The sequence below is a fragment of the Thioalkalivibrio sp. AKL8 genome (assembly GCF_000380525.1).
Classification (GTDB): domain Bacteria; phylum Pseudomonadota; class Gammaproteobacteria; order Ectothiorhodospirales; family Ectothiorhodospiraceae; genus Thioalkalivibrio; species Thioalkalivibrio versutus.
The window spans coordinates 98895-125561 of the sequence record NZ_AQYF01000008.1 but is presented as its reverse complement, the minus strand read 5'-3'; the positions used below and the strand labels follow the sequence as shown (position 1 = coordinate 125561).

The 26667-nt window shown below is 68.0% G+C and carries 28 protein-coding genes; 17 read left to right on the top strand and 11 right to left on the bottom strand.

What is annotated here, in order from left to right:
- Positions 1–29: 29 nt before the first annotated feature.
- From G335_RS0107910 to G335_RS0107890, 5 genes are all read left to right on the top strand, one after another.
- Positions 30–443 (top strand): rhodanese-like domain-containing protein, encoded by a 414-nt coding sequence (locus tag G335_RS0107910; protein ID WP_018146120.1) that lies wholly within the window; start codon positions 30–32, stop codon positions 441–443.
- Between the two features lie 157 nt (positions 444–600).
- Positions 601–1416 carry a GNAT family N-acetyltransferase gene (locus G335_RS0107905; RefSeq protein WP_018169385.1) on the top strand — a complete coding sequence of 272 codons (816 nt, stop codon included), beginning with the start codon at positions 601–603 and terminating at the stop codon, positions 1414–1416.
- Positions 1417–1420: 4 nt separating this feature from the next.
- Complete coding sequence (locus tag G335_RS0107900; protein ID WP_018176391.1) at positions 1421–2161, top strand: 1-acyl-sn-glycerol-3-phosphate acyltransferase; 741 nt, start codon at positions 1421–1423, stop codon at positions 2159–2161.
- A gap of 24 nt (positions 2162–2185) precedes the next feature.
- Positions 2186–3418, top strand: a complete 1233-nt coding sequence (locus G335_RS0107895; protein ID WP_018176390.1) for a glycosyltransferase family 1 protein — start codon at positions 2186–2188, stop codon at positions 3416–3418.
- A complete protein-coding gene (locus G335_RS0107890; RefSeq protein WP_018176389.1) occupies positions 3393–3923 on the top strand; it encodes a phosphatase PAP2 family protein in 531 nt (176 codons plus the stop codon). The genes G335_RS0107895 and G335_RS0107890 overlap by 26 nt, the downstream gene beginning before the upstream one ends.
- Positions 3924–4207: 284 nt before the next feature.
- Here the strand turns inward: G335_RS0107890 and G335_RS0107885 are convergent, their stop codons facing one another.
- The 7 genes from G335_RS0107885 to G335_RS0107855 form a co-directional block, all read right to left on the bottom strand.
- Positions 4208–4537: a hypothetical protein gene (locus G335_RS0107885; protein WP_018169389.1), complete on the bottom strand. Its 330-nt coding sequence runs from the start codon at positions 4535–4537 to the stop codon at positions 4208–4210.
- A gap of 70 nt (positions 4538–4607) precedes the next feature.
- Positions 4608–5792 carry an alanine--glyoxylate aminotransferase family protein gene (locus tag G335_RS0107880; protein ID WP_026304789.1) on the bottom strand — a complete coding sequence of 395 codons (1185 nt, stop codon included), beginning with the start codon at positions 5790–5792 and terminating at the stop codon, positions 4608–4610.
- A 64-nt stretch (positions 5793–5856) separates the two neighbouring features.
- Positions 5857–7122 (bottom strand): glycolate oxidase subunit GlcF, encoded by a 1266-nt coding sequence (gene glcF / locus G335_RS0107875; RefSeq protein ID WP_018176387.1) that lies wholly within the window; start codon positions 7120–7122, stop codon positions 5857–5859.
- Between the two features lie 4 nt (positions 7123–7126).
- A complete protein-coding gene (glcE, locus tag G335_RS0107870; protein WP_018169392.1) occupies positions 7127–8236 on the bottom strand; it encodes a glycolate oxidase subunit GlcE in 1110 nt (369 codons plus the stop codon).
- 23 nt (positions 8237–8259) lie between these two features.
- A complete protein-coding gene (locus G335_RS0107865) occupies positions 8260–8664 on the bottom strand; it encodes a DUF302 domain-containing protein (protein ID WP_018146111.1) in 405 nt (134 codons plus the stop codon).
- Between the two features lie 28 nt (positions 8665–8692).
- Complete coding sequence (locus G335_RS0107860) at positions 8693–11482, bottom strand: TRAP transporter permease (RefSeq protein ID WP_018176386.1); 2790 nt, start codon at positions 11480–11482, stop codon at positions 8693–8695.
- On the bottom strand, positions 11475–12482 hold the full coding sequence (locus G335_RS0107855) for a TAXI family TRAP transporter solute-binding subunit (RefSeq protein ID WP_018176385.1): 1008 nt from the start codon (positions 12480–12482) through the stop codon (positions 11475–11477). The genes G335_RS0107860 and G335_RS0107855 overlap by 8 nt, the downstream gene beginning before the upstream one ends.
- A 147-nt stretch (positions 12483–12629) precedes the next feature.
- Here G335_RS0107855 and G335_RS0107850 point away from each other — a divergent pair, with 147 nt between their 5' ends.
- The 10 genes from G335_RS0107850 to G335_RS0107800 all read left to right on the top strand — a co-directional run bounded on the left by G335_RS0107850 (position 12630) and on the right by G335_RS0107800 (position 21648).
- A complete protein-coding gene (locus tag G335_RS0107850) occupies positions 12630–13424 on the top strand; it encodes a transglutaminase family protein (RefSeq protein ID WP_018176384.1) in 795 nt (264 codons plus the stop codon).
- 280 nt (positions 13425–13704) lie between these two features.
- Positions 13705–14964, top strand: coding sequence for a serine hydroxymethyltransferase (gene glyA / locus G335_RS0107845; RefSeq protein WP_018169395.1), 1260 nt, complete (start codon positions 13705–13707; stop codon positions 14962–14964).
- 33 nt (positions 14965–14997) lie between these two features.
- Positions 14998–15579: a transcriptional regulator NrdR gene (gene nrdR, locus G335_RS0107840; protein ID WP_018176383.1), complete on the top strand. Its 582-nt coding sequence runs from the start codon at positions 14998–15000 to the stop codon at positions 15577–15579.
- Positions 15579–16754, top strand: a complete 1176-nt coding sequence (gene ribD / locus G335_RS0107835; RefSeq protein ID WP_018176382.1) for a bifunctional diaminohydroxyphosphoribosylaminopyrimidine deaminase/5-amino-6-(5-phosphoribosylamino)uracil reductase RibD — start codon at positions 15579–15581, stop codon at positions 16752–16754. The genes nrdR and ribD overlap by 1 nt, the downstream gene beginning before the upstream one ends.
- A gap of 362 nt (positions 16755–17116) precedes the next feature.
- Positions 17117–17800 (top strand): riboflavin synthase, encoded by a 684-nt coding sequence (locus G335_RS0107830; RefSeq protein ID WP_018176381.1) that lies wholly within the window; start codon positions 17117–17119, stop codon positions 17798–17800.
- Between the two features lie 24 nt (positions 17801–17824).
- Positions 17825–18931, top strand: a complete 1107-nt coding sequence (gene ribBA / locus G335_RS0107825) for a bifunctional 3,4-dihydroxy-2-butanone-4-phosphate synthase/GTP cyclohydrolase II (RefSeq protein WP_018169399.1) — start codon at positions 17825–17827, stop codon at positions 18929–18931.
- A 98-nt stretch (positions 18932–19029) separates the two neighbouring features.
- The gene (gene ribE, locus G335_RS0107820; protein ID WP_018169400.1) at positions 19030–19509 is read left to right on the top strand and encodes a 6,7-dimethyl-8-ribityllumazine synthase; all 480 of its coding nucleotides are present in this window, start codon (positions 19030–19032) and stop codon (positions 19507–19509) included.
- Positions 19510–19557: 48 nt separating this feature from the next.
- Positions 19558–20094 (top strand): transcription antitermination factor NusB, encoded by a 537-nt coding sequence (nusB, locus tag G335_RS0107810; protein ID WP_081620882.1) that lies wholly within the window; start codon positions 19558–19560, stop codon positions 20092–20094.
- Positions 20095–20119: 25 nt separating this feature from the next.
- Positions 20120–21106 (top strand): thiamine-phosphate kinase, encoded by a 987-nt coding sequence (gene thiL, locus G335_RS0107805; protein WP_018176378.1) that lies wholly within the window; start codon positions 20120–20122, stop codon positions 21104–21106.
- Positions 21107–21126: 20 nt separating this feature from the next.
- Positions 21127–21648 carry a phosphatidylglycerophosphatase A gene (locus G335_RS0107800; protein ID WP_018146099.1) on the top strand — a complete coding sequence of 174 codons (522 nt, stop codon included), beginning with the start codon at positions 21127–21129 and terminating at the stop codon, positions 21646–21648.
- Between the two features lie 454 nt (positions 21649–22102).
- Here G335_RS0107800 and codB read toward each other — a convergent pair whose 3' ends face one another.
- Complete coding sequence (gene codB, locus G335_RS0107795) at positions 22103–23365, bottom strand: cytosine permease (protein WP_026304788.1); 1263 nt, start codon at positions 23363–23365, stop codon at positions 22103–22105.
- 45 nt (positions 23366–23410) lie between these two features.
- A complete protein-coding gene (locus G335_RS0107790) occupies positions 23411–23989 on the bottom strand; it encodes an NAD(P)H-dependent oxidoreductase (RefSeq protein ID WP_018146097.1) in 579 nt (192 codons plus the stop codon).
- Positions 23990–24138: 149 nt separating this feature from the next.
- On the opposite strand from G335_RS0107790, the gene G335_RS0107785 reads away from it, so the two are divergent.
- Together G335_RS0107785 and G335_RS0107780 are read left to right on the top strand one after the other, a co-directional pair.
- Complete coding sequence (locus G335_RS0107785) at positions 24139–25086, top strand: sodium-dependent bicarbonate transport family permease (RefSeq protein ID WP_018176376.1); 948 nt, start codon at positions 24139–24141, stop codon at positions 25084–25086.
- A gap of 4 nt (positions 25087–25090) precedes the next feature.
- Positions 25091–25381, top strand: coding sequence for a P-II family nitrogen regulator (locus G335_RS0107780; protein WP_018169410.1), 291 nt, complete (start codon positions 25091–25093; stop codon positions 25379–25381).
- Positions 25382–25574: 193 nt separating this feature from the next.
- Here G335_RS0107780 and G335_RS0107775 read toward each other — a convergent pair whose 3' ends face one another.
- Entirely contained in the window at positions 25575–25799 is a 225-nt protein-coding gene (locus G335_RS0107775; protein ID WP_018146094.1) for a hypothetical protein, read from the bottom strand.
- A gap of 342 nt (positions 25800–26141) precedes the next feature.
- Positions 26142–26663, bottom strand: coding sequence for an RNA 2',3'-cyclic phosphodiesterase (thpR, locus tag G335_RS0107770; protein ID WP_026304787.1), 522 nt, complete (start codon positions 26661–26663; stop codon positions 26142–26144).
- Positions 26664–26667 lie beyond the last annotated feature (4 nt).

Below are 26667 nucleotides of genomic sequence, written 5' to 3'. Positions count from 1 at the left end.
TCCGATTCATTGCAAAAGGGAATGTTCGAATGAGCGAGAAGAAGCTGATGGATTTCGTCGCCGAGGCGCGGAAGAACGTGAAGGAGATCGCCCCGGCGGATCTTGCCGAGAAGATGGAGAACGGCGAGGACTGGCTGGTGGTGGATGTGCGCGAGCCCTACGAGTTCGAAAAGATGCACGCGCCGAACTCCATCCTCGTCCCGCGCGGCCTGCTGGAAGGTGCGGCCGATCCCAACACCCCGCACCGCATCGACGCGCTGGTGAACGCCCGCGAGAAGCCGGTGGCCGTGATGTGCGCAACCGGCGGCCGTGCCGCGATGTCCGTGCAGCGACTGCAGGACATGGGCTTTACCAACGTGGTGAACATCGCCGGCGGTATCAAGAGCTGGGAAGGCGAGGACCTGCCGGTGGAATCCGGCGCCTACACGGGCCCGCTGCCGTAGCAGAGGCTGGCCGGGCGGGGGCAGGGGCCTCCGCCCCGAACGGTGCCGTATTCGGGCACGGTTCCGGCGGCGGGTTCATCCGACCGTCATCGTTCCTACACGGGGCGGTCAACCACGCGGCGTAGTCTCCGGGACAGTTCAACCGGAGGTCGCCACCATGAGCGAACCGCAGCTGTCCCCAGCTACACCGATCGCGGCGAACGAAACCGCCTACCGCGTCCACCTCGCGTCCAGCCCGTCGGAGCTCGAGGCGGCCCAGCGCCTGCGCCACGAGGTCTTCGCTGGCGAGATGGGGGCTGCGCTTCCGGATGCTGGATCCGGTCTGGACCGGGATCCCCTGGACCCCTTCTGTCATCACCTGCTGGTGCGCGAACGGCACTCCGGTACGGTGGTTGCCTGCACACGCATCCTCACCGAGGAGAGCGCCAGCACGGCCGGTGGCTTCTACTCGCTGTCCGAATTCGAACTGGGCCCGTTGATGAATCTCCCGGGGAAGACCCTGGAGATCGGCCGCACCTGCGTGCGCGCGGATCATCGTCAGGGGGCCGCGATCAACGCGCTGTGGACCGGCCTGGCGCGGTTCATGAACGCCCATCGTTACGACTACCTGATGGGCTGTGCGAGCCTACCATTGAGCGAGCAGACGCCGGCCCAGCTGGCCTGGCTACGCCTGTTCCATCGAGCCCCGTCACGTCTGCGGGTGACGCCGCGCCGGCCGCTGCCCAATTCCCTGACCATCTGCCATGGCACACCCAGCCGTACCGGGCTGCCGCCGTTGCTGAAAGCCTACCTTCGCCTGGGTGCCCGGGTCTGCGGCGAGGCCTGTTTCGATCCCGATTTCAATGTGGCCGACGTGCTTGTCCTGCTGGATGTGCGCGCCATGCCGGACCGTTACCATCGGCACTTCATGGGCGCTATGACGCCCGCAAGCCGAGGAACGGAGCATGACCGGAACACTGCGGGCACTGGGTAGGCTGATGCGCATCGTGCTGCACATGCTGGCGGGGGTCTGGCTGACCTGGCGGATGGTCCGCCGGGGGGCCGACTTCGCGGAACGCAGCCGCATCCGCCGCGCCTGGTACGACCGCGCGCTGTGGATCGTGGGGGTGCGGCTCCGGATCCATGGCGAGGAACCCCGGCGTACATCACTGGTGGTGGCCAACCATGTCTCCTGGCTGGATATCCCGCTAATCGGCGCCGCGATGGACACCTGTTTCCTCTCCAAGGCGGAGATCGCACGTTGGCCGATCATCGGCTGGCTCGGCCGTCAGCATGACACCCGCTTCATCGAACGCGGGGCCAATCAGGCGTCGGCCCACTTCGAGGCGATGCGGGCCGGGCTCGACGAGGGCCTGCAGTTCGTGGTGTTCCCGGAAGGCACGACCAGCCGTGGCGAGTTCGTGCGCCAGTTCCACCCGCGACTGTTTGCGGCCGTGGCCGGCACCCAGCACCCGGTACAGCCGGTGGCGCTGGCCTACGAAGGCATGCCGAACGGCCCGGTGCCGGTGTCCTACGCGGAAGACGATCGCCTGATCTCGAATGTCTGGAAGCTGTTGTGTCGGCGCGAGACGCACGTGGAGCTGCATCTTCTGGCACCGCTGGAATCCGCCAACCAGGATCGGCGCAGTCTGGCCGACGGCGCCCGCAGCGCCATTGTCGATGTGCTCGGCCTGCCGGTCGATCCGCCTTCGGGGCGCGCAAGCGCCCGCGCCTCGTAGCGGCGGGCGGGGAGGGGGTTCACCATGTCGTCGCCGCTACACACGGAATCCCGCCGCCCCTCCCGCCCATGTCTGAACCTGGCCCTGGTGACCGAGACCTGGCCACCGGAGGTCAATGGTGTGGCCCATACCCTCGCGCGCCTGGTTGAGGGGATGCGCAGCCGCGGCCATCGCGTGCAGGTGCTGCGTCCGTGCCAGCCGGGCGAATCGAAGGCCGTCGTCGTGGACCCGCTGGAGACGGACGGTTTAATGGAGGAGCGGCCATTGCCGGGGTTGCCGCTTCCGGGCTACAGCGGTTTGCGCATGGGATTGCCGGCTCGCCGGCGCTTGACGGCGCTGTGGACCGAACACCGGCCTGACGCCGTATATGTCGCGACCGAAGGGCCGCTTGGCCACTCGGCCCTGCGCGCGGCACGGTGCCTCGGGATCCCCGTCGCATCGGGGTTTCACACCCATTTCGATGGCTATGCCCGCTACTACGGCGTGGGCTGGCTGACACCTCTGGTGCGGGCCGTCCTGCGCCGTTTCCACAATCGCTGCGACGTAACCCTGGCCCCCACGCAGGCACTGGCCACAAGCCTTGCAGGCCATGGCTTCGAGCGCGTGCGGGTGATGGCGCGCGGCGTGGATACCCGGCACTTCACGCCGGCACGGCGATCCTCGCGCCTGCGTCGGCAATGGGGGCCCGGGCCGGTGGTCCTGTACGTCGGCCGACTGGCGCCAGAGAAGAATCTGGGGCTGGTGGTGGAAGCCTTCCGAACATTGCAGGAGCGCCTGCCCGACGCCCGCCTGGTGCTGGTGGGGGACGGACCCTCCCGTGTCGCGCTTGAGCGGGCACACCCGGACCTGATCTTTACCGGGCAGCAGGTGGGGCAGGCCCTGGCCCAGCACTACGCCAGCGCCGACCTGTTCCTGTTCCCATCCACCTCCGAGACCTTCGGCAACGTGGTGATCGAGGCCATGGCCAGCGGGCTCCCGGTGCTGGCCTTCGATACTGCGGCGGCTCACGAGCACGTGATCAGCGGCGTGAGCGGCGCCCGGGTGCGCTTTACCGGCGATGTGACGGCGGATGCCGCAGCCTTTGTCACGGCGGCTGCGGAACTCGCACAGACCCCGGAGGGGTGGAGCGAGATGGGGCGCCACGCCCGGGCGTGCGCCCGTGGGCTTGACTGGGTCGAGGTGGTCGCCGAGTTCGAAACGGTTTGTCTGGAACTGCTAGGAGAGGCGCGCGATGCGAGTCCTGCACTGGATGGATGAGTTCGAGCTGGCGGTCTGCCAGCGGTTCAATCACTACAATCGCCGTCGCGCCGTCAGCGGGTTCTTCGGCTGGATCAGCCGCCTGGGCGATGGGGCCATCTGGTATGCGCTGATGCTTGCCCTGCCACTGATCCATGGGCCGCAGGCGGCCTGGGTCAGTCTGCAGATGGCGGTAGTGGGGCTGGCCTCGCTGCCGCTCTACAAGTGGCTGAAGCGGCGCACCAGCCGGCGTCGTCCCTGCCATCGTGGTCGTCCGTTCGCGCGCACCGTGGATCCGCTGGACGAGTTCAGTTTCCCCTCCGGCCATACGATGCACGCGGTGGGGTTTACGGTGATCCTGGTGGCCTGGTTCCCGGTGTGGGCGTGGCTGGTCGTGCCGTTCGCGGTGCTGGTGGCCGCCTCGCGGCTGGTGCTGGCCCTGCACTACCCGAGCGATGTCGCCATGGGCGCCTTGATCGGCGCAACGGTGGCTGCGACCGTTCTTGGACTGGTCAGCCTGCTCTGACAGCGAACCTGCGTCACCCACTTTGTAATCCCGGAAACCGCGCAGCGGTTATCCGGGATCTGGTTGAACGGCCCGGGGCGTTCCCGGAGATCCCGGCTCTCCGCTTCGTTGCGGCCGGGATGACGGGGAGAGGTTTGCTCCGGCCGGGGGGCGGTGACAGCTTCGCTCCGGCCGGGATGACGAGGAGGGCTTCACTCCGGCCGGGATGGCGGGGCGTTCAGGCCTTTCCGGGGTGATGGCCCACGGAATGCCCCGCCGGCTGTGTCCGGAGGCAGGGCGCGGCGTCAGCCGCGCAGGGCGAGCGCTTCCTCGTTGTAGGCGGCGTCGATGGTGACGATGGTCTTTTCCACCAGGCGGAAGCCCTCGACCGGGGCGTCGTCGCCCATGTACTTCAGGCGGGTCGGGCCGATGGACTTGACCGCCTCGGCCCGTTCCATGGTGGCGTCCGGGCTGTCGGAACCGGCGCCGTCCATCAGGGCGACCAGGACCTCGGCCGCGATGGGGTTGCGGTGGTCTCCGCTGCGCGCCTTTTCCAGTGACGCGGCGGGGTCGCCGTCCAGGAACACGCCGTCCATGTGTTCGTCCAGATACTGCAGCAGTTGACTTAGCGTCATGGTGTAGGTCTCCCGTTGGGTCTCGAAGCGCCGTCATCGCTCGCAGGCGATGACGGCGGCCGGTAATGGTTCAGCCTTGCTGCGCGTAGGTGGCGCGGGCGGCGGACAGCGCACGGCCAGGGGTGACCGCGCCCATGTCGGCCAGCACGGCCTCCAGCGCAGACAGGCACAGCAGCACGTTCTTCTCGTTGGCGCCATGGCCCATCAGGCCGATGCGCCAGACCTTGCCCGCGTACGGGCCGAGTCCCGCGCCGATCTCCAGGCCGTAGCGGTTCAGTAGTTCGCCACGTACCGCGGCCTCGTCGACGCCTTCCGGCACGTGAATGGTGTTCAGCTGCGGCAGGCGATGCTCGGCGTCCACCAGGAAGCTCAGGCCCATGGCCTCGAGTCCGGCGCGCAGGGCGTCGTGATGACGGTTGTGGCGCGACCAACTGTTCTCCAGGCCCTCTTCGGCCAGGATCACCAGCGATTCGTGCAGGGCGTACAGGGCGTTGATCGGCGCGGTGTGGTGGTAGGCACGCTTGCCGCCGCCGCCCCAGTAGCCCATGACCAGGTTGAGGTCGAGAAACCAGCTCTGCACCTTGTGGCTGCGTGCCTGGATGCATTCCACCGCGCGTTCGCTGAAGCTGACCGGCGACAGCCCCGGGGTGCAGGACAGGCACTTCTGCGAGCCGGAGTAGATCGCGTCCACGCCCCAGTCGTCCACGTACAGCGGGCTGCCGGCGAGGCCGGTGACCGAGTCGACGATGCTCAGGCAGTCATGCTCGCGGGCCAGGCGGCACAGCGTCTCGACATCCGAGCGCGCCCCGGTCGAGGTCTCGGCGTGCACGAAGGCCAGGATTTTCGCGTCCGGGTTGCCCTTCAGCGCGTCCTCGACCTTCTCGGGGGAGACCGGGGCGCCCCAGTCGTCCTCGATCACCACGGCGGTACCGCCGCAGCGCTCGACGTTCTCCTTCATCCGGGTGCCGAACACGCCGTTGATACAGACGATGACCTTGTCACCCGGTTCGACCAGGTTCACGAAGCAGGTCTCCATGCCGGCGGAACCGGGGGCGGAGACCGGCAGGGTCAGGGCGTTGTTGGTCTGGAAGGCGTACTGCAGCAGGCCCTTCATCTCCTCCATCATGCCGACAAACACCGGGTCCAGATGGCCGATGATCGGGCGGCTCATCGCGGCGAGCACGCGCGGATTCACGTCGGAGGGGCCGGGGCCCATCAGGGTGCGCTGCGGGGGGAGAAAGGATTTTGCCTGCATGGATGCGTCTACCGGATTGGAAAAGGGGGAATCTAGAGTGCTGTCGGGGCTTGGGCAAGCGCCCCTACGCACCGGCGGGAGTTGCGCCGCAGTGGCGTTCGAGCAGTGTGAGCCAGTGCTCGACCGGCGTATCGGTCCCGTACTGCAGGTGCGTCTGGCAGCCGATGTTGGCGGTCACGATGCGCGCGGGGCCGCTGGCCTCGAGGTTGTCCAGCTTGCGCTGGCGCAGACGGCCCGCCATCGCCGGCTGGAGAATGGAATAGGTTCCGGCCGAGCCGCAGCACAGATGCGGCTCGGCGACCGGCACCAGGTGGAAGCCGGCGGCCTGCAGTAGCGGTTCCACGCGGCCGGCCAGGCCCTGGCCATGTTGCAGGGTGCAGGGGGCATGCCAGGCGACGGGCGGGTGATCTGCCGGCGCCTGGATGCCGAGGCTGCGGATGGTCTGGATATCGAATAGCTCAACCGGGTCGCGGACCTGCGCCGTGAAGCGGGCGGCGCGTGCGGCATACGTCGGGTCGTCGGCCAGGATGTGCGCGTAGTCGCGCAGCATCACGCCGCAGCCGCTGGCGGTGCTGACGACGGCGTCCACCCCGTCCGCAAGGATCGACTCCCAGGCGTCGAGGTTGGCCCGGACCCGCTCGCGGGTGCGCTCCGCGAACGCCAGGTGGTGTTCCACCGCGCCGCAGCAGCGGGCCTCGCCGGCCTCGACCACCTCGATGCCAAGGCGCCCGAGCAGGCCCCGGAGTGCGGCGTTGATGCGGGCGTCGATCGCATCGTGCACGCAGCCGCCGAGCAGCAGCACGCGCCCGTGGGGAAAGCCCGCCGGAGTCGCCGCGCCAATGTTGGTTGCACCGGCCCGGGCACCGTGGCGTGCGGGCACGCGGCGCTTCAGGGTGGCGGGCAGCAGTGGGCGGGCCAGGCGGCCCAGCCCCAGGGCTAGACGGAACGGCCAGCGCGCCGGCAGCGCGCGGACCAGCAGGGTGCGCAGCAGCCGGTCGCGCCAGCCGCGCGGGAGGTCTTCCTCGATCACCTCCCGGCCAAAGGCGACCAGGTGGTTGTAATCGACCCCGGAGGGGCAGGTGGTCATGCAGTTGAGACAGGTCAGGCAGCGGTCCAGGTGGGTGCGGGTGGTGGTATTGGCCTCGCCGCTCTCCAGGACCTGCTTGATCTGGTAGATGCGTCCGCGCGGGCCGTCCAGCTCGTCACCCTGTTCCTGATAGGTGGGGCAAGTCGCGTTGCAGAAGCCACAGTGCACGCAGGCACGCAGGGCGTCTTCGGCGATGCGCGCCGCCGGATCATTCTCGAAGCGCGGGTGCAGGCGAGTTTCCATGGCCTCAGCTCGCCGGCACGGTGCGTGGATGAGGGGTGATCAGTGGGGCGAAGAACACGCCGTCAGGGTCCAGGGCGGCGCGGACCTCGCCCTCCAGGCGCGCATGGGCCGGTGCGCGGGGGTGCAGCCAGGCCGCCCCGGCCGGATCGCCGGACCACAGGCGGGCGTGTCCGCCCGCTTGCTCGGTGGCAGCGCGCACTGCGTCCGGGGTGGCCGTGGAGCGCAGCCAGCGCTCGCCGCCGCCCCAGTTGAGCAGCCATTCGCCGGGCAGATCCAGCGGCGGGGTGGCGGGCGGCAGGCTCAGACGCCACAGGCGCTCGTCGCGGGCCATGGGTCGGGTGAGGAAGGGCAGGTGCCGATCGCGCAGTTGCGCCCAGAAGGCCGGGCCGTCGATATCCGGTGCTGCGCCCAGGCGTTCGGCGGCCTCCTGCACGGCCTCCTGGCCACCGCCCAGGCGGATGTGGCCGATACCGTCAGCCCAGGCCAGGCCCGAGAACGGCAGGGCGGTACGGCCCCAGTCGCGCGCCTGCTCGATGAAGGCCGCGGCGGAGCTCTCCTGGCGCAGCCAGGCCTGGTAGGCGGGGGCGGGCAGCAGCTTGAAGCTGACCTCCAGCAACAGGCCCAGGCTGCCGAGGCTGCCGGCCATCAGCCGCGAGACGTCGAAGCCGGCGACGTTCTTCATCACTTCGCCGCCGAAGCGCAGGATCTCGCCGCGACCGTTGACGATGCGGGTGCCAAGCACGGCGTCGCGCAGGCTGGCGGTCCAGGGGCGGCGTGCGCCGGACAGGCCCAGGGCCACCATGCCGCCCACGGTGCTGGACGGCGTGGGCATGGCCGGTTCGAAGGGCAGCATCATGTCCACCTCTTCCAGCGCGGCCTGCAGTTCCATCACCGGCGTGCCGGCGCGCACGGTCACCACCAGCTCGCTGGGTGCGAGGTTGACGATGCCGTGATGGCCGCTGGCCTCCAGTGGCTGGACATCCGGTTCGAAGCCCGTGGGGAAGGCACGCGCGCGCTGACTGCCGCCGCCGGCGATCGCCAGGCGGTGCCCGGCGGCGACGGCCGTTCGGATGCGCTCGGCCAGCCCGGCGGACTGGTCGGTTCCAGTATCCATAGGTGTGCTCGCGAAGCTGGGGACTAGCCAGTCTCGAGGGTCAGGCGCACGCGCTCCAGACGATGGCGTACCTCGCCGGCCAGGTCTTCGACACCGGGTTTGTCGACCAGACCCATGACCGCGACCGGGTCCATGAAGCCGACCGTGCAGGTGCCGTTCTCGTTGTCCTGCACCAGCACGTTGCAGGGCAGCAGCAGGCCGATGTTGGGGTCGGCCTCGACGGCCTGGCGTGCAAGGTTCGGGTTGCAGGCGCCGAGGATGCGGTAGGGGCGATGCTCCAGATCCAGTTTCTTCTTGAAGGCCGCAGCGACGTCGATATCGCTGAGGATGCCGAAGCCCTCCTCGCCGAGGGCGGCCGTGGTCTGCGCGATCACGTCCTCGATGCCGCCCTTCACGATGACATTGAAGCCGTAGTTGGGTTGTTCCATTGCGGTGTACTCCGATTGCGGTTCGTGGTTACGCCGAAAGGGCGGGGGTGTCGGCGGAAGGGCCGCGCCCCGGCGGTTCCGCGCGTCGGCGCTGATTCCAGACTACCAGCAGTCCCAGCGCCAGGGCCGGAAGGTAGAACCAGTATGGGCTGGGGCGCTCGGTCGGCACCAGTACGCCGGTGATGGTCCAGCCACCCTCCAACCCTACTCGGCCGGCCGGGCTGCCGAAAGCGACCGTCTGGATCTGTGCCTTCTGGTCGTCCGGGTCGAAGCGCACGTCCAGCCCGGCGTCGGCCAGACGCTCGCGCGGGGCCAGGTCGGGGTCGCCCAGGGGGAACATCACCGTGCGGGTGATCTCGCGGCCCTCCAGGTCGATGCCGGTGGCCTCCAGGCGCAGCGAGTCGCGGTCCGGGATGGTCTCGACGACCTCGAGCAGGGTCTCCGCCGGCTGGTGCTGATAGGGAGCCGCGATGCGGTCCATCAGCACGGTCGGGACCAGCAGCACGAAGGCGACTACCATCAACGCGGCGGACTCCCAGTAGCGGCTGCGGGTCAGGAACCAGCCCTGGGTGGCCGCGGTAAAGGCGAGGATGCCGGCCAGCGAGCCGAGGAAGACCAGCGCCAGCTGGAACACGTTGTCCACCCCGATCAACAGCAACTGGCTGTTGAAGATGAAGAAGAACGGCAACGCGATGGTGCGCAGGCTGTAGGCGAAGGCCTGGATCCCGGTGCGGATCGGGTCGGCCTTGGCGATCGCCGCGCCGGCAAAAGAGGCCAGGCCCACCGGTGGCGTCACGTCGGCCATGATGCCGAAATAGAACACGAACAGGTGGGCCGCGATCAGCGGGATCAGGATGTCGTGCTGGGCCCCCAGATCGACGATGATCGGGGCCATCAGGGTGGCCACAATGATGTAGTTCGCGGTGGTCGGCAGGCCCAGGCCAAGGACCAGGCTGATCACCGCGGTCAGTACCAGCACCAGCAGCAGGTTGCCGCCGGACAGGGTATCCACCAGGTCGGTCAGCACCAGGCCGACGCCGGTCATCGCGACCGTGCCGACGATGATCCCGGCCGCGGCGGTGGCCAGGCCGATACCGATCATGTTGCGCGCGCCGGTCTCGAAGCCCTGGAACAGTTCCCAGACCCCGACCCACGCGGCTTGCAGGAGACGCCCCTGGCGCCGGAACAGGGCCACCAGCGGGCGCTGGGTCAGCACGATGAAGATCATGAATGCCACCGCCCAGAACGCCGCCAGCCCCGGCGACAGGCGTTCGACCACCAACGCCCAGACCAGCACCACCAGCGGCAGCAGGTAGTGCAGCCCGCTCAGGACCGTGGGGGCGACCCGCGGCAGCGGGCGTTCGGTATCCAGGGCCTCGGGGTCCGGCTCGCGCGCGACGATCCAGACCAGTACCAGGTAGGTGGCGAACAACAGGCCGGCGATGATCCAGGCCGCGGCATCCCCGGCGACGATCTTGATCCAGCCCAGTCCCCAGTACACCGCACCCGCCAGGATGATCAGGCTGGCCACGGTCAGGGCGAAGCTGATCAGGCGCCCGCGCCAGGTCGTCACGGTGGCGCGCTGGAGGCCCTCCATGCCGTTCTTGCAGGCCTCCAGGTGGACGATGTAGATCAGCGCGATATAGGCGATCAGCGCCGGCAGGATGGCGTGCTTGAGCACCTCGACATAGGGGATGCCGACGTACTCGACCATCAGGAACGCGGCGGCGCCCATCACTGGCGGCATCAGCTGCCCGTTGACCGAGCTGGCAACCTCCACGGCCCCGGCCTTGTGCGGGGCAAAGCCGACCCGCTTCATCAGCGGTACGGTGAAGGTGCCGGTGGTGACCACGTTGGCGATCGACGAGCCGGAGACCACGCCGGTCATCCCGGAGGCCAGCACCGCCGCCTTGGCCGGGCCGCCGCGCAGGTGCCCGAGCAGGGCGAAGGCGACGCGGATGAAGTAGTCGCCGGCCCCGGCGCGCTCCAGCAATGCGCCGAACAGCACGAACAGGAACACGAAGCTGGTGGAGACCCCCAGCGCGATGCCGAACACCCCCTCGTTGGACAGCCATTGCTGAGCCATCGCGCGCGGGTAGCTGGCGCCGCGATGGGCGATCAGGTCCGGCATCAGCGGCCCGGCGAAGGTATAGAATAGGAAGATCGCGGCGATGATGGTCAGCGCCGGGCCGAGCACCCGGCGGGTCGCCTCGAGCAGCAGGATCAGGCCGATCCCGGCCATGATCAGGTCCAGCTCGGTGGGGGCGCCGGGACGTGCCGCCAGGGCCTCGTGGAACAGGTAGAGGTACAGGGCACTGAAGGCCGCGACCGCGGCGAACACCCAGTCCCCCAGCGGCACGCGATGGACGGGGTCGTTCCCGCGCAGCAGTGGCCAGGCCACGGCGACCAGGGCGATGCCGAGCGCCAGGTAGACCTCGCCCAGGCGTTCCAGGCCGAGGAACTGCCACAGCCCCAGTGCAATCAGGGCCAGCCCACCCAGGGCATAGAGGATACCGATGGCGTGCTGCCAGCCCTTGCCGCGGGCGGTGGCGCGGACCGCCGGGAACAGCAGGTAGCCGAGGAAGATTGCGAACGCCAGGTGGATCGAGCGGGCCTCGGTCTCGGAGACGACGAAGATGTCCACCCAGTCGGCGATCGGCGAGGCGATCCAGATCTGGAACAGCGACCAGGCCACGGCGGTGAGCCAGATCAGGCTGCGGGTGGCGCGGCCCGGGTGGCGGCCGCCGGTCTCCAGCTCCCCGATGGAGGCGTCATCGAGGGCGGAAGTCTCCGGGCTTTGCGTTCGGCTATCAGTCATCGATCAGCCCCGCTTCACGGAAGTAGCGTCGGGCACCGGGGTGGAGGGGTGCGGACAGGCCCTCGTCCACCATGCCCTCGCGTTCGAGACCGCTGAAGGCCGGGTGCAGGCCGCGGAAGGTCTCGAAGTTGTCGAATACGGCGCGGGTCAGCTCGTAGGCGGCCGTGTTCGAGGTGCGGTCCGAGGTGACCAGGGTGGCGCCCACGCCGTAGGTGCGGATGTCCTGGTCCTGCCCCGGGTAGGTATCGGCGGGGATCACGGCCGTGAGGTAATAGGGCGTCGAGCGGATCAGCTCCTCGATCGCCGGACCTTCGATGGACACCAGGCGGGCGTCGCAGGTGGCGATCGGCTCCTGGATCGCCGCCGATGGATGCCCGACCGAGAAGACGAAGGCGTCGATCCGGTTGTCGCACAACGCCTGCGCCTGTTCGCGCGAGGGCAGTTCGCCCACGCGGCGGAAGGTGTCGTGGTCCCAGCCGAGCTCCGCCATCAGCTGTTCCATCAGGGTGCGCTGGCCGGAGCCGGGATTGCCGATGTTCACCCGCTTGCCCGGCAGGTCGTCCAGGCCTTGGATGTCCGCATCCGGGCGCACCACCAGGGTCAGTGGCTCGGGGTGCAGGCTGAACATCGCCCGCAGGTGGTCGGCGGGCCCGAAGGCCTCGAAGCGGCCGCTGCCGTGATAGGCGTGGTACTGGAGATCCGACTGGGCCACGCCGAAGTCCATGTCGCCGGAACGCACCATGTTCAGGTTGAATACCGAACCGCCCGTGCTCTCCGCGGTGCAGCGCATCCCGTGGCTGTCGCGGCGGGTGTTGAACAGCCGGCACAGGTGCTGGCCGGCCGGGTAGTACACGCCGGTGACGCCGCCGGTGCCGATGTTGATGAAGCGTTGTTCCGCCTGGGCCAGGGGTGCGAGCAGCAACAGGCCGAGGGCAAGCAGCCCAACGGTCAGGTGCCGGGTGCGGCGTCTCGCGGTGCGGTGGTCGGGTCGTCCTCGCATACGGGCTCCGGGGAACAGGCGATTTCGGAAGTGTAGGGAATCGCGTGCCAATGTACACGGTCGCAGCCGGCTGCCAGGGCCGCCTGCATGTAGCCCCGCCGTCGGGCAGGGCGTAGTGTAGGAGGTTCACCCCAAGAGGCCCCGTTCATGTGGCTCGAGACCCGTTGTGACTTCGAGTTCGAGATCGTCGAACCCACGCCGTTTGTGCTGATGCTGCGACCGCGCAGTGGCCCGCTGCAATGGGTCGCGCGCGAGGAATATCGCCTGGTGCCGACGGCGCCGGTGTCCGAGTTCGTCGACATCTACGGCAACCTCTGCCAGCGCCTGATCGCGCCGCCAGGGACGTTCTTCATCCATACCGCGGCGGAGGTGCAGACGGCCGAGGCCCTCGACCGGGCCCCGGGCGCACCGTTTGTCGAGGTGCAGTCCCTGCCGGATGCCGTACTGAGTTATCTCCTGCCGAGCCGATTTTGCGAATCGGATCGCTTCAACCTGATGGCGACCGAAATTACTGCCGGCCAGTGGCTGGGTTACGACCAGGTGGCGGCCATCGAGCAGTGGCTGCGCGAGCGCATCGAATATCTCCCGGGGACCAGCGATATCCCGATCTCGGCCGCGGAGGTGAATCAGCGCGGGAGCGGGGTGTGCCGCGATCTGGCCCACCTGGGCATCGCGCTTTGCCGCAGTCTCAGCATCCCGGCGCGCATGGTGGTCGGGTACCTGCACGGCCTGCAGCCGATGGACATGCATGCCTGGTTCGAGGCCTTCGTCGGCGGGCGCTGGTACACCTTTGATGCGACCCAGGCCGAGTTGCGGGGTGGCTACGTGGTGGTCGGCTATGGCCGCGATGCGGCCGACGTGGCGGTCTATAACCAGTTCGGCCTTCCGGTATACCCGACCCGCCACGACGTCGACGTCCGTCGAATCGAAGGGCCGAACTGAGGCGTTGGAGCAAGCGCACGCGGCCCGTTTTCCGGATGAGCGGAAGGGGTTTGTGCCACTGGTCTTCCCGGGGTGTGGCCGGGCATCAAAGTGCCTGATCGGATTTGTGAAACACGGGTCTTGGAAGGGGGCTCGGTGGTCCGCAGCGGCCGTGTCGGGGGAGCCCCGGCCTGAAAAGAAGGGCCGGATGGCGTATGATTGGCGGCCTTTTTGCGGCAGCGCCCCAAGTAGCTGGCGCGCCGAAATCCGCTGAATCCAACGCTTTGAACGGGAGACCCGAATGTTTTCGATCGACATGAGTATCCACGGCTACGACGACGACCTCTGGAATGCCATCCGCGACGAGTCGCAGCGTCAGGAAGAGCACATCGAGCTGATCGCGTCGGAAAACTACACCAGCCCGCGCGTGATGGAAGCGCAGGGTTCGGTGCTGACCAACAAGTACGCCGAGGGCTACCCGGGCAAGCGCTACTATGGCGGTTGCGAGCACGTCGACGTGGTTGAGCAGCTGGCCATCGATCGCCTGAAGCAGCTCTACGGCGCCGACTACGCCAACGTGCAGCCGCATTCCGGCTCCCAGGCCAACGCCGCGGTGTACATGGCCCTGCTGCAGCCGCATGACACCGTCCTGGGCATGAGCCTGGACGCCGGCGGCCACCTGACCCACGGTGCCAAGCCGAACTTCTCCGGCAAGATCTACAACGCGGTGCAGTACGGCATCACCGACGAGGGCCTGATCGACTACGACGAGGTCCAGCGCCTGGCCACCGAGCACCAGCCGAAGATGATCGTCGCCGGCTTTTCCGCCTATTCGCGCGTGGTCGACTGGAAGCGCTTCCGCGAGATCGCGGATAGCGTCGGTGCCTACCTGATGGTCGACATGGCCCACGTCTCCGGCCTGATCGCGGCCGGCGAGTACCCCAACCCGATCGACCACGCCCATGTGGTCACCTCCACCACGCACAAGTCCCTGCGCGGGCCGCGTGGCGGCTTCATCATCTCCAAGGGGCAGCCGGAACTGAACAAGAAGTTCCAGTCGCTGATCTTCCCGGGCACCCAGGGTGGTCCGCTGATGCACGTGATCGCCGGCAAGGCGGTGGCGTTCAAGGAGGCCCTGGAGCCGGAATTCAAGACCTACCAGAAGCAGGTGATCGCCAACGCCCGCGCGATGGCCGAGGTGCTGGTGGAGCGTGGCTTCGATATCGTCTCCGGCGGTACCGACAACCACCTGTTCCTGCTGAGCCTGGTCGCCAAGGGCATGACCGGCAAGGCCGCGGATGCCGCGCTGGGCCGTGCCAACATCACGGTCAACAAGAACGCCGTGCCGAACGATCCGCAGTCCCCGTTCGTGACCTCCGGCATTCGCATCGGCACCGCCGCGTTGACCACTCGCGGCTTTACCGAGTCCGAGTCCCGCGAGCTGGCCGGCTGGATTGCTGACGTGCTGGATGATCACGAGAACGAGCAGGTGATCGACGCGACCCGCGAGAAGGTCCTCGAGATCTGCCGTCGCTTCCCGGTGTACGGTCACGGCGAATAACCACCGCCAGTTGGCCGGCTGACGGGGCCCGGGATGCGCTGTCCGTCCTGTCATGATCAGGACACCCGCGTGGTCGATTCGCGGGTGGCCGGCCCGGAGCAGGAACAGATCCGTCGCCGGCGGCAGTGCCGTGCCTGTGGTGCGCGCTTTACCACCTTCGAGCGGGCGGAGTTCAGCCTGCCGCGGGTGGTCAAGCGTTCCGGTGAACGGGTCGCCTTCGACGAGGAAAAGCTGCGCAGCGGACTGCGCCGGGCACTGCACAAGCGCCCGGTGAAGACCGATGATGTCGAGCGCGTGATCGACGACATCAAGCGCCAGCTTTCGGCCGTCACGGCCCCCGAGGTGAAGTCCGACCGCATCGGCGAAATGGTGCTGGCGGCCTTGCACGGGCTGGACCATGTGGCCTATATCCGTTTTGCCTCTATCTATCTCAGCTTCGCCAGTGTGCAGTCCTTCCGTGAGGCGATCGAACGGCTGGAGGATGACCTCAGTCCGGAGATGCGCCGTTCGCAGATGCGCCTGATCGACGAGGAGGCGACCGGAAACGCCCCGGAATCCGCGGCGGACGGGCGGGCCACCCCGGAGACGGACGGCGGCTCGCAGGAGGGGATGTAATGGAAGCGCCGACGACCGAGCAGGTCATTGCCGACCGCCGGCACATGGCGCGCGCCCTGAAACTGGCGGATTACGGCCGCTTCACCGCGGATCCGAATCCGCGGGTGGGCTGCGTTATCGTGCGCGACGGCCGGGAGGTAGGCGCGGGCCTGCACTGGAAGGCCGGCGAGGTGCATGCCGAGGTGAACGCGCTGCAAGCGGCCGGTGAGGCCGTGCAAGGCGCGACCGCCTACGTGACCCTGGAGCCCTGCAGTCATCAGGGCCGCACCCCGCCGTGTACCGATGCGCTGATCCGGGCGGGCGTCGCGCGGGTCGTGATCGCGATGCTGGATCCGAACCCACAGGTATGCGGGGGCGGGATCGATGCCTTGCAGGCGGCCGGTATCCGGGTCGACAGCGGCGTGCTGGAGGCCGAGGCACGGGCGCTGAACCCCGGCTTCGTGCAGCGCATGGAGCAGGGGCGCCCCTGGGTGCGGGTCAAGCTGGCCGCGAGCCTGGACGGGCGGACGGCCATGGCCTCCGGCGAGTCGCAGTGGATTACCGGCGAGGCGGCGCGGCGCGACGTGCAACTGTGGCGGGCGCGGGCCGGGGCGATCGTCACCGGCAGTGGCACCGTGGTCGGCGATGACCCGCGCCTGAATGTGCGCATGAAGCCGTTTGATCTGGCTGCCCACGCCGGCTTCCCGGATGACCCGCGGTATCACGATCTGCCGACCCGGCAGCCACTGCGCGTCATCCTCGATGCGCGCCTGCGCACGCCCCCGGGCTCGCAGATCCTGCGTGACGGGCCGGTCTGGATCCTCACCAGTCCCGATGTGGTGGGCTCGCCTGCGGCGGATGCCCTGCGCGGCAAGGGTGCCGAGGTGCGGGCCGTGCCGCTGGCGGAGGAATCTGCCGAGGGCGGGCTTGATCTGGGTGCGGTGCTTACGGAGCTGGGACGGGCAGAGGTCAACGAGCTCCACGTGGAATCCGGCCCCGGCCTGGCCGGTGCGCTCGCCCGCGGTGGCTGGGTTGACGAGTGGCTGATCTACCAGGCGCCGTTGCTGATGGGCTCCAGCGCCCGTCCCCTGGTGGAGTGGCCACTGGCCCGCATGGCCGAACGCGCCGAACTCGAAGTCGTCGACACCCGCTGGGTCGGCGATACCCTGCGCCTGCTTGCCCGTCCGCGTTCCTAAGGGCTTGTTTGCATCACGAAGCGCACGACGACAGGAAGAGCGGGCAGGGCAAGTCGCAAGAGCGATCGACAGGAAGACGGGGAGGATGATGGAGCTCGAAGCGCGGCAATCCAACGCCTCGGCGCTGGATAAACCATAGGGCCCCTTGTTCGGCTTCGTTCTAAGCGCCTTCCGATCTGCAATCGCCATTGACCCTGCTTCGTGTCTTCGTGGGCTTCGTGATGGCCCTTGAAGGACTTGCGAGGACCGGCGTTGCCACTATAAACGCCCGGGTCGTGGTGCGAATTCATTAGCGTTTCCCTATGATGGGGCGCCTGTGGCCCGGCATTGTGCTCCGGACCCGACCGAACGAGTGGACATCCATGTTTACCGGAATCATCGAGACCCTTGGCAGCCTGGAGCGCCTCACCCCCAGCGGGGGCGATGTGCGCTTGCACGTCAATGCGACCGGGATGGACCTGTCGGATACCCGCCTGGGGGATTCCATCGCGGTCAATGGGGTCTGCCTGACGGTGACCGAACTGCCGGGTAATGGCTTTGCCGCCGATGTCTCGCGGGAGTCGCTGGATGTCACCACGCTGGGCCATCTCGGTCCGGGGGATCGGGTGAATCTCGAACGCGCGCTGGCGCTGGGTGATCGCCTGGGCGGGCACATGGTGTCCGGGCATGTCGACGGTGTGGGCGAAGTCGTGGCGATGGAGCCGGACGCGCGCTCCACCCGCGTGCGTTTTCGCGCGCCGGCGGCGCTGGCTCGCTACATCGCGGCCAAGGGCTCGATCACCATCGACGGCACCAGCCTGACGGTGAACCGGGTGGACGGCGCCGAGTTCGAGGTCAACATCATCCCGCACACCTGGTCACTGACCCGGTTTGCCGTGTACGCAGTGGGCACGCCGGTCAACCTGGAGGTGGACCTGATCGCCCGCTATCTGGAACGCCTGATGCTGGGCGATCGAGCGGCCGAGCCGGGTACCCAGGCGGGCGATCTGTCCGAGGCCTGGCTGGCCGAGCAGGGCTTTCCCAATCACTCCGGTTCGCGCGACTAACTGCGCGGCCGAAAGCAGGAATCTATGGAATTTTCCAATACCGAAACCATCCTGGAAGAGCTTCAGGCCGGACGCATGGTGGTCATCGTCGATGACGAGGATCGCGAGAACGAAGGCGATCTGCTGATGCTCGCCTCGCACGCGCGCCCGGAAGACATCAACTTCATGGCCAAGTACGGCCGGGGGCTGATCTGCCTGACGCTGACCCGCGAGCGCTGCAAGCAGCTGGCGCTGCCGTTGATGGTGACCGACACCAACGACGTGCACGGCACCAACTTCACACTGTCGATCGAGGCGGCCGAGGGCGTGACCACCGGCATCTCCGCCTACGATCGTGCGCACACCATCCGCACCGCCGTGGCGCCCAATGCGACGCCCGAGGACATCGTCCAGCCGGGCCACGTGTTCCCGCTGATGGCGCAGCCGGGCGGGGTGATCGTGCGGGCCGGGCATACCGAGGCCGGCTGTGATCTCGCGCGCCTGGCCGGGGCCGAGCCGGCCGCGGTGATCGTCGAGATCCTGAACGAGGACGGCAGCATGGCGCGGCGTTCGGATCTCGAACGCTTCTGCGCCGAGCATGACCTGAAGATGGGCACCATCGAGGATCTGATCCGCTACCGCATCGAGAACGAGAAGACGGTCCGGCGGGTGTCCGAGCGTCCGTTCCCGACCGAGCATGGCGAGTTTCGCCTGCTGGCGTTCGAGGACGAAGTGGACCACGAACTGCATTTTGCCCTGGTGCGTGGCGAGCCAAAGCCGGACCAGGACACCCTGGTGCGCGTGCATCTGGAGAGCACGCTGTGCGATACCCTCGGCTATGCCGGTCCGGATCGTGGCTGGCCGCTGGATGATGCCCTGCGCCGGATCGACGAGGCGGGCGCGGGCGTGGTGGTGGTGTTGCGCAAGCACGAGAGTGGCAATGCCCTGGCCCAGCGGCTGGAGAATATCGGTCAGCCCGCGCCGGAGGAACGCAGTGGGCGCGAGAACTCCGCCGAATGGCGCATGTACGGGATCGGCGCACAGATTCTCGCCGACTGCGGCGTCGGGCGCATGAAGCTGATGTCCGCGCCGAAGCGCTTCCACGGCCTCGGTGGCTTTGGCCTGGAGGTCGTGGACTACGTCCACGAGTAGCCCCGATGGCGGGAGCCGCGGTGCTACACTAGCGGCTCCCTAGCCCGATCGACTTACTGGACCGACAGGTCCGTCATCTGCCCAACCGGAAGCTCATCATGTCCGAGATCAAGACCCTGGAAGGCGTATTCACCGACGCCGCCGACCATCGCTATGGCCTGCTGCTGGCACGCTTCAACAGCCTGATCGTCGAACGCCTGTTGGAAGGGGCCGTGGATACCCTGAAGCGCCATGGGGTGCAGGAGACGAACCTGACGATCGCCCGTGTTCCGGGTGCCTATGAACTGCCACTGGCGGCGCAGGCCATGGCGCGTTCCGGGCAGTACGACGGTGTGATCGCCCTGGGCTGCGTGATCCGTGGTTCCACCCCGCATTTCGATTATGTCGCTGGTGAGGCGGCCAAGGGACTGGCCCAGGTGCAGATGGCCGAGGACCTGCCGATCAGCTTCGGCGTCCTGACCACCGACTCCATCGAGCAGGCGATCGAGCGCGCCGGCACCAAGGCCGGCAACAAGGGCGCCGATGCCGCCATGGGCGCGATCGAGATGGTCAGCCTGATGCGCCAGCTGCGCGGCTGATGCCGCAACGTTTACCCAGTGCTATCCGCTCATCCAAACAGGTCTGCCGTGACTGAACCCTCAGATCCCCGCCCCGAAGGTGGTGCCCCGCGCAAGGATGCCGATGCCGGCAAGTCCTCTCGGGCCCGGCGCCCGCGCAGCACGCCCGAGCAGCGCGCGCGGCATGCGCGTTCCTTCGCGCGCCGGCGCGCGATGCAGGCGCTTTATTCCTGGCAGCTCACGGGCGCCCACCCGAAGGATATCCTGGCCGAATTCCGTGACGACGAGGAACACGCCAAGGCGGATGCGGAGTACTTCCGCGAACTCCTGATGGGCGTGACCGGCGCCCGCGAGGCCCTGGATGCCCGCATGGAGCTCTACCTCGGCCGTCCGCTGGATCAGCTCGATCCCATTGAGCACGCCCTGCTGTGGCTGGGCCAATGGGAGTTGGCTGAACGCATGGAGGTGCCCTACCGCGTGGTGATCAACGAGGCCGTCGACCTGGCCAAGCGCTATGGCGCCGAGCAGTCGCATCGCTACATCAACGGCGTGCTGGACCGGCTCTCCGCCGACCTGCGCGGCCCCGAGCGTTCCGCCCCGCGCTGACCCCGGGCGGGTCAGCACCACGGCCATGGCCGGCCCCGAGTCCGAATTCGATCTGATTCAGCGCTACTTCGGCACGCCGAGCGCGGGCGCGGTTGCCGATGGCGTGCGTCTGGGCATCGGAGACGATGCCGCCCTGCTGGCCGTGCGTAGCGGCCACGAATTGGTCGTCACCGTTGATACCCTGGTCGAGGGCACCCACTTCTTTCCTGATCACCCGCCGGCAAGCGCCGGCCACAAGGCCCTGGCCTCCAATCTCAGTGACCTGGCCGCGATGGGGGCCGAGCCGTTGGGCGCGGTGCTGTCGCTGACCCTGCCGCGTGTGGATCATGACTGGCTGGCGGGCTTCAGCCACGGCTTTCTGGCGCTGGCCGAGGAGGTCGGGATCCCGCTGGTGGGCGGGGATACCAACCGGGGTCCGCTGGCGATCAGCGTGACGGTCCTGGGCGAGGTGCCCGTCGGCCAGGCCCTGCGGCGGGACGGTGCCCGGCCTGGCGATCGCCTGGTGGTTTCCGGTGCGCTGGGCGGAGCGGCCTGCGGGTTGGCCCACGAGACGCAGCGGCGTGCAGAGGGGAGTCCCGTAGACGCCTCGAGCCCCGCCTGCGCCCGGCTGTTCTGGCCCGCGGCGCGCCTGAGTCTGGGCCGTGGTCTGCGCAACCGCGCACGGGCCGCCATCGATATCTCCGACGGCCTGCTGGCGGACCTGGGCCATCTGTGTGCCGCCTCGGGTTGCGGTGCGCGAGTCGACTGGCCCGCCGTCCCGCGCGACCCGCTGCTGGCGGAGGGTTCCGAGCAGCATGCTCGCGCCTGCGCACTGGGCGGTGGCGAGGACTACGAGCTGCTGTTCGCCCTCCCGCCGGGGGAGTCGCTGGACCTGCTCGCGTTCAGCGTGGATGTCCCGCTGACTGTGATTGGCGAGTGCACCGAGGGTGCGGGTGTGGTGGTGGAGGATGCAAACGGGCAACGGCTGGACGTGGCGCGGGCGGGCCACGATCATTTCGCGAACACAGAATAAAGAATAGGGACAGGGGAGCCATGTCGGAGCAGAAGATCCGTAATCCGAAGATGCCATCGGTGAAGACCGTGTTCGGCGATCCCATTCACCTGTTGGCGTTCGGCTTCGGCAGTGGCCTGTCGCGCTGGGCACCGGGCACCACCGGCTCGCTGGGTGCACTGGTGCTGTACTTCGCGATCATGAATTTCCCGGAGTGGGCCTATCTTGCGATCACCGTGGTCGTGGTGATGGCCGGCTTCCATATCTGTGGCGAAAGTGCGCGCAAGCTGGGCGTGCACGATCATCCCGGCATCGTCTGGGACGAATGGGCCGGCATGCTCATCACGCTGGCGTTTGCCCCGGCGGGGCTGATGTGGGTGGTCGTCGGCTTCCTGTTGTTCCGGGTGTTCGACATCCTCAAGCCCTGGCCGGCGAACTACTTTGATGAAAAGTGGCACGACGGCCACGGGATCATGATGGACGACGTGGTGGCGGGCCTGTACGCCGGCTTCGCGCTGGTGATCCTGGGTGGGCTGTTCCAACAGCTGGTGGTCGAGGCTTAAGGAGCGCTGAAACGTGTTTCCCTGGACGTGATGGACTTGGCAGAGTCACATGCTGCCGGGAACCATGGGTACGCGCGGACGCCTCAGGGGCAGGCAACGACGCAAGGAGTGAGTGGCATGAAGTCCCTCTTTCGTTCCCTGGCGCAGGTTGCGGTCATGGGCGCCGTGCTGGCGTTCGGTGGCGCGCAGGCTCAGCCGTCGGGCGGGCCGCCGCCCGGGTCTCCGGGCGCCAGTGGAGACACGCCCGCGGCGGGCAATGGGCCGCCCGGGCATGGTGGGACCCCGCCGGGGCAGCGGCGCGGCGACTCGCGCCCCGATCGGCGCCTGGATCTCCCGCGGGCGCCCGGTTCATCCTCGGCGCCGACTCCCGACGATCCGCCGCTGCCGGACCCGTCCGACCCTCCGAAACCGCCGACGCCACCGGCACCGAACCTGCCAGGGCTTTGATCAGGCTTTAATCCGCACTTCCCTGGCGCGGGCGCCACGCGGCGGGTGAGGCGGGAGCCATCAGGACGGCATAGGCTGCCGTTGCCACTATGACGCCCAGCAGAGGAGGTACCACGGGTGCGTAGTACGCCGCGGCGGATCCCGCCGCGTACGCCAGCAGGCCGGGCCAGTGGAACCCGGGCAGGCGGGCCGAGCCCAGGCGGGGGTATTGCCCGCGATGGCGCAGCCAGAAGTCGGCGACGATTACGCCACCGAGCGGCGGGATGAAGGTCCCCAGCAGGATCAGGAACGGCACCAGATAGTCATGCATCCCGGCGACCGCGAGGGCCGTCCCGATTGCGGCCCCGAGCATGGTGACCAGCCGCCGGCGCTGGGTGCGCAGCAGATTGCAGCCGGCCACGCCGAAGTTGTAGATGGTGTTGTCCTGGGTGCTCCAGATGTTCAGCAGGAGCATCAGTACCGTGATCGTCACGAAGCCCTGCGCCAGCATCACGTGGACGATGTCGGCCTCGTGGTAGATCAGGGCGCCGAGCGCGCCGGTCAGCACCATTAATCCGTTCCCGAGCACGAAGGCCGCCAGGGTCGCGATGACCGCAATGCGCGGGGTGCGGGCGAAGCGGGTCCAGTTGGTGGCGAGGGTTGCACCGCCAACAAAGGTGCCGATCACGATGGTGAGGGCGGCGTGGAAATCCATCTCGGTGCGCGGGTCCTGACCAAGCAAGCCCCCGGGGCCGCCGGCGTCGCCGATCCCGATGAATAGCGTGAACAGGATGAACAGGAGCATGACCGGTACCGCGACGCGGGAAAGCCAGTCGAGACCGCGATAGCCGATCATCGCGGTGATGCAGAAGGCGAACCCGAACAGCACCATCAGTCCGACTTCCATCGGTTCCGGCAGTGCGGTGGTCTCGACCAGGATGATCGCGACGGTGGCCGTGCCCCAGGCGTACCAGCCGATCTGGGTGAACGCGAGGATGATGTCGGAGAGTTTGCTGCCCCATTCCGCGAAGCAGAAACGCCCCATCAGGACCGTGTGCAGTCCGCTCTTGCAGCCGATGTAGGCGAGCGTGGCCGCGTAGGTCCCCAGTAGCAGGTTGCCCAGTGCGATCACCAGCATCAGCTCGCCGAAGCTGAACGCCAGGCCCAGCGACCCGCCGGCCCACAGGGTCGAGGTAAAGAAGGTGAACCCGAACAGCACCACGGCCATGGACCAGAAGCCCTTGCGGGCATGGTCCGGTACTTCGCTTAGGGGGTGGTCGTTGTGATTCACGCGCACGGCCGGTCGGAAGACCGCACGAGTGTACCGGCCACAGGGTTACCGTGCCGCGTGTCCGAGCTCGCGCATCTTCTTCAGCCAGCGTTCGCGGGCGGCGGCATCACCGCCGTTCTGCCCGATCAGGGTGTGGCGGATCGGGCCGAAGCCGCAGAAGCGGAAGATGTTGCGTTCCAGGCTCTTCAGGCTGTGGGCCCCATAGAACCAGCGGTAGGCCAGCGCCGGCATGCCCATGGTGACCACGATGCGGACCGAGCGGCCCTTGAGGCGCGTGTGGCGCAGGCGGTTCATGTCGCCATCGCCGACGAATGCCGGGCGCAGGGTCTGTTCCAGGAAGCCCTTGACCAGGGCCGGCATATCGCCCAGCCAGAGGGGATAGATCAGGACGATGTGGTGGGCGACCTCGATCAGTTCCTGCGCCTCGAGGATCGCGGGCGGAACGGTCTCGTCGACAAACTCGGCCTGGTTCTTCAGCAGTGGAAAGTCGCGGTGGGCAATCGTCAGGGTGTCCACCGCGACGCCGGCCTTCTCGGCCCCTTCGCGGTAGGCATCGGCCAGCGCGTGGTCGAGGTGGCCTTCGGCCGGGTCGGGGTGGCCCTGCAGGATAAGGATGCGCGTCATGCAGCTGTCCTCGTGCCGGGAAGACTTCTCTTCAAGCCTAGATTAGATGACGGGGCTTGTTGCCACGCAATGGTTTTCTGTCGGGCGGGTCTCGCCTACGATTAGGGTGCGAGTTGCAGCGCATTGCGGCTTCAGCACACGGAGGCGAGATGGCATTCGATCCGGTTGTACTGTTCTTCCTGCTGGGCGCCATTGCGGGCCTCGCCAAGTCGGATCTGAAGATCCCGATGGCGATCTACGAGGCGCTTTCGATCTATCTGTTGCTGGCGATTGGCCTGATGGGCGGGGTCAAGCTGGCCGAGAGCGAGCTGTTGCCCTTGCTGCTGCCGGGGTTGGCGGTGCTGGCGGTAGGTTCGTTGATCCCGCTGATCGCGTTCCCGGTTCTGCGCTGGGTGGGGCGCATGCCGCGGGCGGACTCGGCCTCGATCGCGGCGCACTATGGCTCGGTCTCGGTGGTGACCTTCTCGGTCGCCGTGGCCCTGCTGGCTTCGCGCGGGATTGATTACGAGGGCCACATGGTGGTCTTCCTGGTGCTGCTGGAGATGCCGGCCCTGATCATCGGCATCCTGCTGGCGCGCATGGGCAGCAAGGGCCCGACGCGCTGGGGCAAGACCATGCACGAAGTGTTTTTCGGCAAGAGTATCTTCCTGCTGGCCGGCGGCCTGGTGATCGGTTTCATCGCGGGTCCCGTGCACATCGAGCCGCTGGAGCCGATGTTCTTCGACCTGTTCAAGGGCGTGCTTGCGCTGTTCCTGCTGGAGATGGGGCTGGTCGCCTCCAGTCGCATCGCCGACGTGCGCCAGTACGGCTTCTTCCTGGTGACCTTCGCGATCATGATGCCGATCGTCTCGGCCGTGCTGGGTACGCTGCTGGGGTATGCGCTGGGCATGTCGATGGGCGGTACGCTGTTGCTGGCGACCCTCTATGCGAGTGCCTCCTACATCGCCGCACCGGCGGCCATGCGTATCGCGGTGCCCCAGGCCAATCCGGCGCTTTCGATTGGCGCCTCGCTTGGGGTCACGTTCCCGTTCAATATCTTCCTGGGTGTGCCGCTCTATTTCTGGATGGCCCAGACCCTTTATTCGCTGGGAGGCTAGCGCGATGGAATCCGATGACATGCATCTGCTGACGGTGGTGGCCGAGGCGATCCTGGAGGAGATGCTGATCGACGAGGTGCGCGGCATGGGTGCGGCCGGCTACACGGTGACTGACGCGCGCGGCTGGGGCCGGCATGGCAAGCGCCGGGGCAACTGGCGCCAGGGTGGCAATATCAAGGTCGAGGTGGTGGCTTCGGCCGAGTTGTGCGATCGCATCGCAGCCCGGTTCAAGGAACAGTACGAGGCGGACTATGGTTTGTTGATGTTCACCGTCCCGGTGGCGTTGAAGAATTAGGGACGCACCGGGTCCGGGGAATCGAGTTTCCATGGAGTGAAGTGTTTCGCGGAATTTCCGGGAACTCGACTGTCACCCTTGGGGCGCGCGGGGTCTGGCTGCTATCAAGGGGGCCTGAATAAACGCCGTTACAGCCCGCAGGAGGCTCCCAATGACGAGATTTCGCAGCACGGCCCTGGCCATCGCGCTAGGTTCACTGTTTGCCGCCGGTTCGGCATACGCGCAGGCCCCGCAACATGGGGACCCACAGGGCGGAATGGGCCAGGGTATGCCGCCCGCCGAACAGGGTGCCCCGCCGGCCGGTGGTCAGCAGGTCCCGGGCCAGGGCGGCATGCCGCGCGGCCAGGGTCAGGAGCGTGGGCAGGGCATGCCTCAGGGGCAGCCGCCGGAGCAGCCCGGCCAGCGCAGGCAGGGGCAACAAGCTCCCGGGCAGATGGAGCGCGGTGGCCAGCCGGCACCGGGGCAAAGCGGAGCGCCGACTCCGCCCCAGGGGCAGGGCCAGCCGCCTCGGGGACAGGGTCAACCTCAAGGGCAGGGGCAGCCCCAGGATGCGCCCCCGCTGGGACAGCAGCGCCAGCCCCGGGGCGAGGATGCACCGCCGCTGGGCGAGGGAACACCGACGCGACCGGGTACCGGAACCCAGCCAGCCGATCCGGCAGACCCCGCCCAGCCAGCCGACCCTTCGGCAACGGATAACCTTCCGCCCCTCGATTGATCCGACTCTCGCGGCCGCCACTGGCCTGCCGCGCGGGTGGGCTGGTCAGGTCCGGGCGAGGATGCGGTAGGGCCCGGGATGGCCGTCTTTTCCCGACTCGATCAGCGCAATCGTGTCCGCCTGCCAGCGCAGGGGCGGTTCGATGCGTTCGGTGTCGGGGGGCGCGGCGTGGCGTCGCAGGGACACGTGGGGTCGGAAGGGGCGCGGCGGACCGAGGTCGATACCGCAGTCGTTGCACAGGGCATGTGCCTGCTCGGCGAGGTTGGCCAGTGCGGCGGGCGGCTCGGCAGGAGCGGCCCAGGTGATGCGCGGCCCGGTGAAGTGACCCAGATGGTCCAGGGTCAGGTCGATCGGCGCGCAGGCGAGTTCCGTGATGCGCCCGGCCAGACAGTCGGCCTGTCCGACCGGGATCGTTCCGGCGAAGGCCAGCGTCAGGTGCAGGTGATCGCGCGGGACCGGTCGGCCGGGGCCGTCGAGTTCCTGGCCGAGGCGGGCTAGTGTGGCGCGTGTGGGGTCGTCGGGCCACAGGGCCAGAAAGACCCGCCGGGCTGCGGGGGATGCGGCCACCGAT

What these genes read in the sequence shown, in the direction of transcription:
- G335_RS0107910 (WP_018146120.1), top strand. Translation starts at nt 30, where the DNA reads ATGAGCGAGAAGAAGCTGATGGATTTCGTCGCCGAGGCGCGGAAGAAC.
- G335_RS0107905 (WP_018169385.1), top strand. Translation starts at nt 601, where the DNA reads ATGAGCGAACCGCAGCTGTCCCCAGCTACACCGATCGCGGCGAACGAA.
- G335_RS0107900 (WP_018176391.1), top strand. Translation starts at nt 1,421, where the DNA reads ATGCGCATCGTGCTGCACATGCTGGCGGGGGTCTGGCTGACCTGGCGG.
- G335_RS0107895 (WP_018176390.1), top strand. Translation starts at nt 2,186, where the DNA reads ATGTCGTCGCCGCTACACACGGAATCCCGCCGCCCCTCCCGCCCATGT.
- G335_RS0107890 (WP_018176389.1), top strand. Translation starts at nt 3,393, where the DNA reads ATGCGAGTCCTGCACTGGATGGATGAGTTCGAGCTGGCGGTCTGCCAG.
- G335_RS0107885 (WP_018169389.1), bottom strand. Translation starts at nt 4,537, where the DNA reads ATGACGCTAAGTCAACTGCTGCAGTATCTGGACGAACACATGGACGGC.
- G335_RS0107880 (WP_026304789.1), bottom strand. Translation starts at nt 5,792, where the DNA reads ATGCAGGCAAAATCCTTTCTCCCCCCGCAGCGCACCCTGATGGGCCCC.
- glcF (WP_018176387.1), bottom strand. Translation starts at nt 7,122, where the DNA reads ATGGAAACTCGCCTGCACCCGCGCTTCGAGAATGATCCGGCGGCGCGC.
- glcE (WP_018169392.1), bottom strand. Translation starts at nt 8,236, where the DNA reads ATGGATACTGGAACCGACCAGTCCGCCGGGCTGGCCGAGCGCATCCGA.
- G335_RS0107865 (WP_018146111.1), bottom strand. Translation starts at nt 8,664, where the DNA reads ATGGAACAACCCAACTACGGCTTCAATGTCATCGTGAAGGGCGGCATC.
- G335_RS0107860 (WP_018176386.1), bottom strand. Translation starts at nt 11,482, where the DNA reads ATGACTGATAGCCGAACGCAAAGCCCGGAGACTTCCGCCCTCGATGAC.
- G335_RS0107855 (WP_018176385.1), bottom strand. Translation starts at nt 12,482, where the DNA reads ATGCGAGGACGACCCGACCACCGCACCGCGAGACGCCGCACCCGGCAC.
- G335_RS0107850 (WP_018176384.1), top strand. Translation starts at nt 12,630, where the DNA reads ATGTGGCTCGAGACCCGTTGTGACTTCGAGTTCGAGATCGTCGAACCC.
- glyA (WP_018169395.1), top strand. Translation starts at nt 13,705, where the DNA reads ATGTTTTCGATCGACATGAGTATCCACGGCTACGACGACGACCTCTGG.
- nrdR (WP_018176383.1), top strand. Translation starts at nt 14,998, where the DNA reads ATGCGCTGTCCGTCCTGTCATGATCAGGACACCCGCGTGGTCGATTCG.
- ribD (WP_018176382.1), top strand. Translation starts at nt 15,579, where the DNA reads ATGGAAGCGCCGACGACCGAGCAGGTCATTGCCGACCGCCGGCACATG.
- G335_RS0107830 (WP_018176381.1), top strand. Translation starts at nt 17,117, where the DNA reads ATGTTTACCGGAATCATCGAGACCCTTGGCAGCCTGGAGCGCCTCACC.
- ribBA (WP_018169399.1), top strand. Translation starts at nt 17,825, where the DNA reads ATGGAATTTTCCAATACCGAAACCATCCTGGAAGAGCTTCAGGCCGGA.
- ribE (WP_018169400.1), top strand. Translation starts at nt 19,030, where the DNA reads ATGTCCGAGATCAAGACCCTGGAAGGCGTATTCACCGACGCCGCCGAC.
- thiL (WP_018176378.1), top strand. Translation starts at nt 20,120, where the DNA reads ATGGCCGGCCCCGAGTCCGAATTCGATCTGATTCAGCGCTACTTCGGC.
- G335_RS0107800 (WP_018146099.1), top strand. Translation starts at nt 21,127, where the DNA reads ATGTCGGAGCAGAAGATCCGTAATCCGAAGATGCCATCGGTGAAGACC.
- G335_RS0107790 (WP_018146097.1), bottom strand. Translation starts at nt 23,989, where the DNA reads ATGACGCGCATCCTTATCCTGCAGGGCCACCCCGACCCGGCCGAAGGC.
- G335_RS0107785 (WP_018176376.1), top strand. Translation starts at nt 24,139, where the DNA reads ATGGCATTCGATCCGGTTGTACTGTTCTTCCTGCTGGGCGCCATTGCG.
- G335_RS0107780 (WP_018169410.1), top strand. Translation starts at nt 25,091, where the DNA reads ATGGAATCCGATGACATGCATCTGCTGACGGTGGTGGCCGAGGCGATC.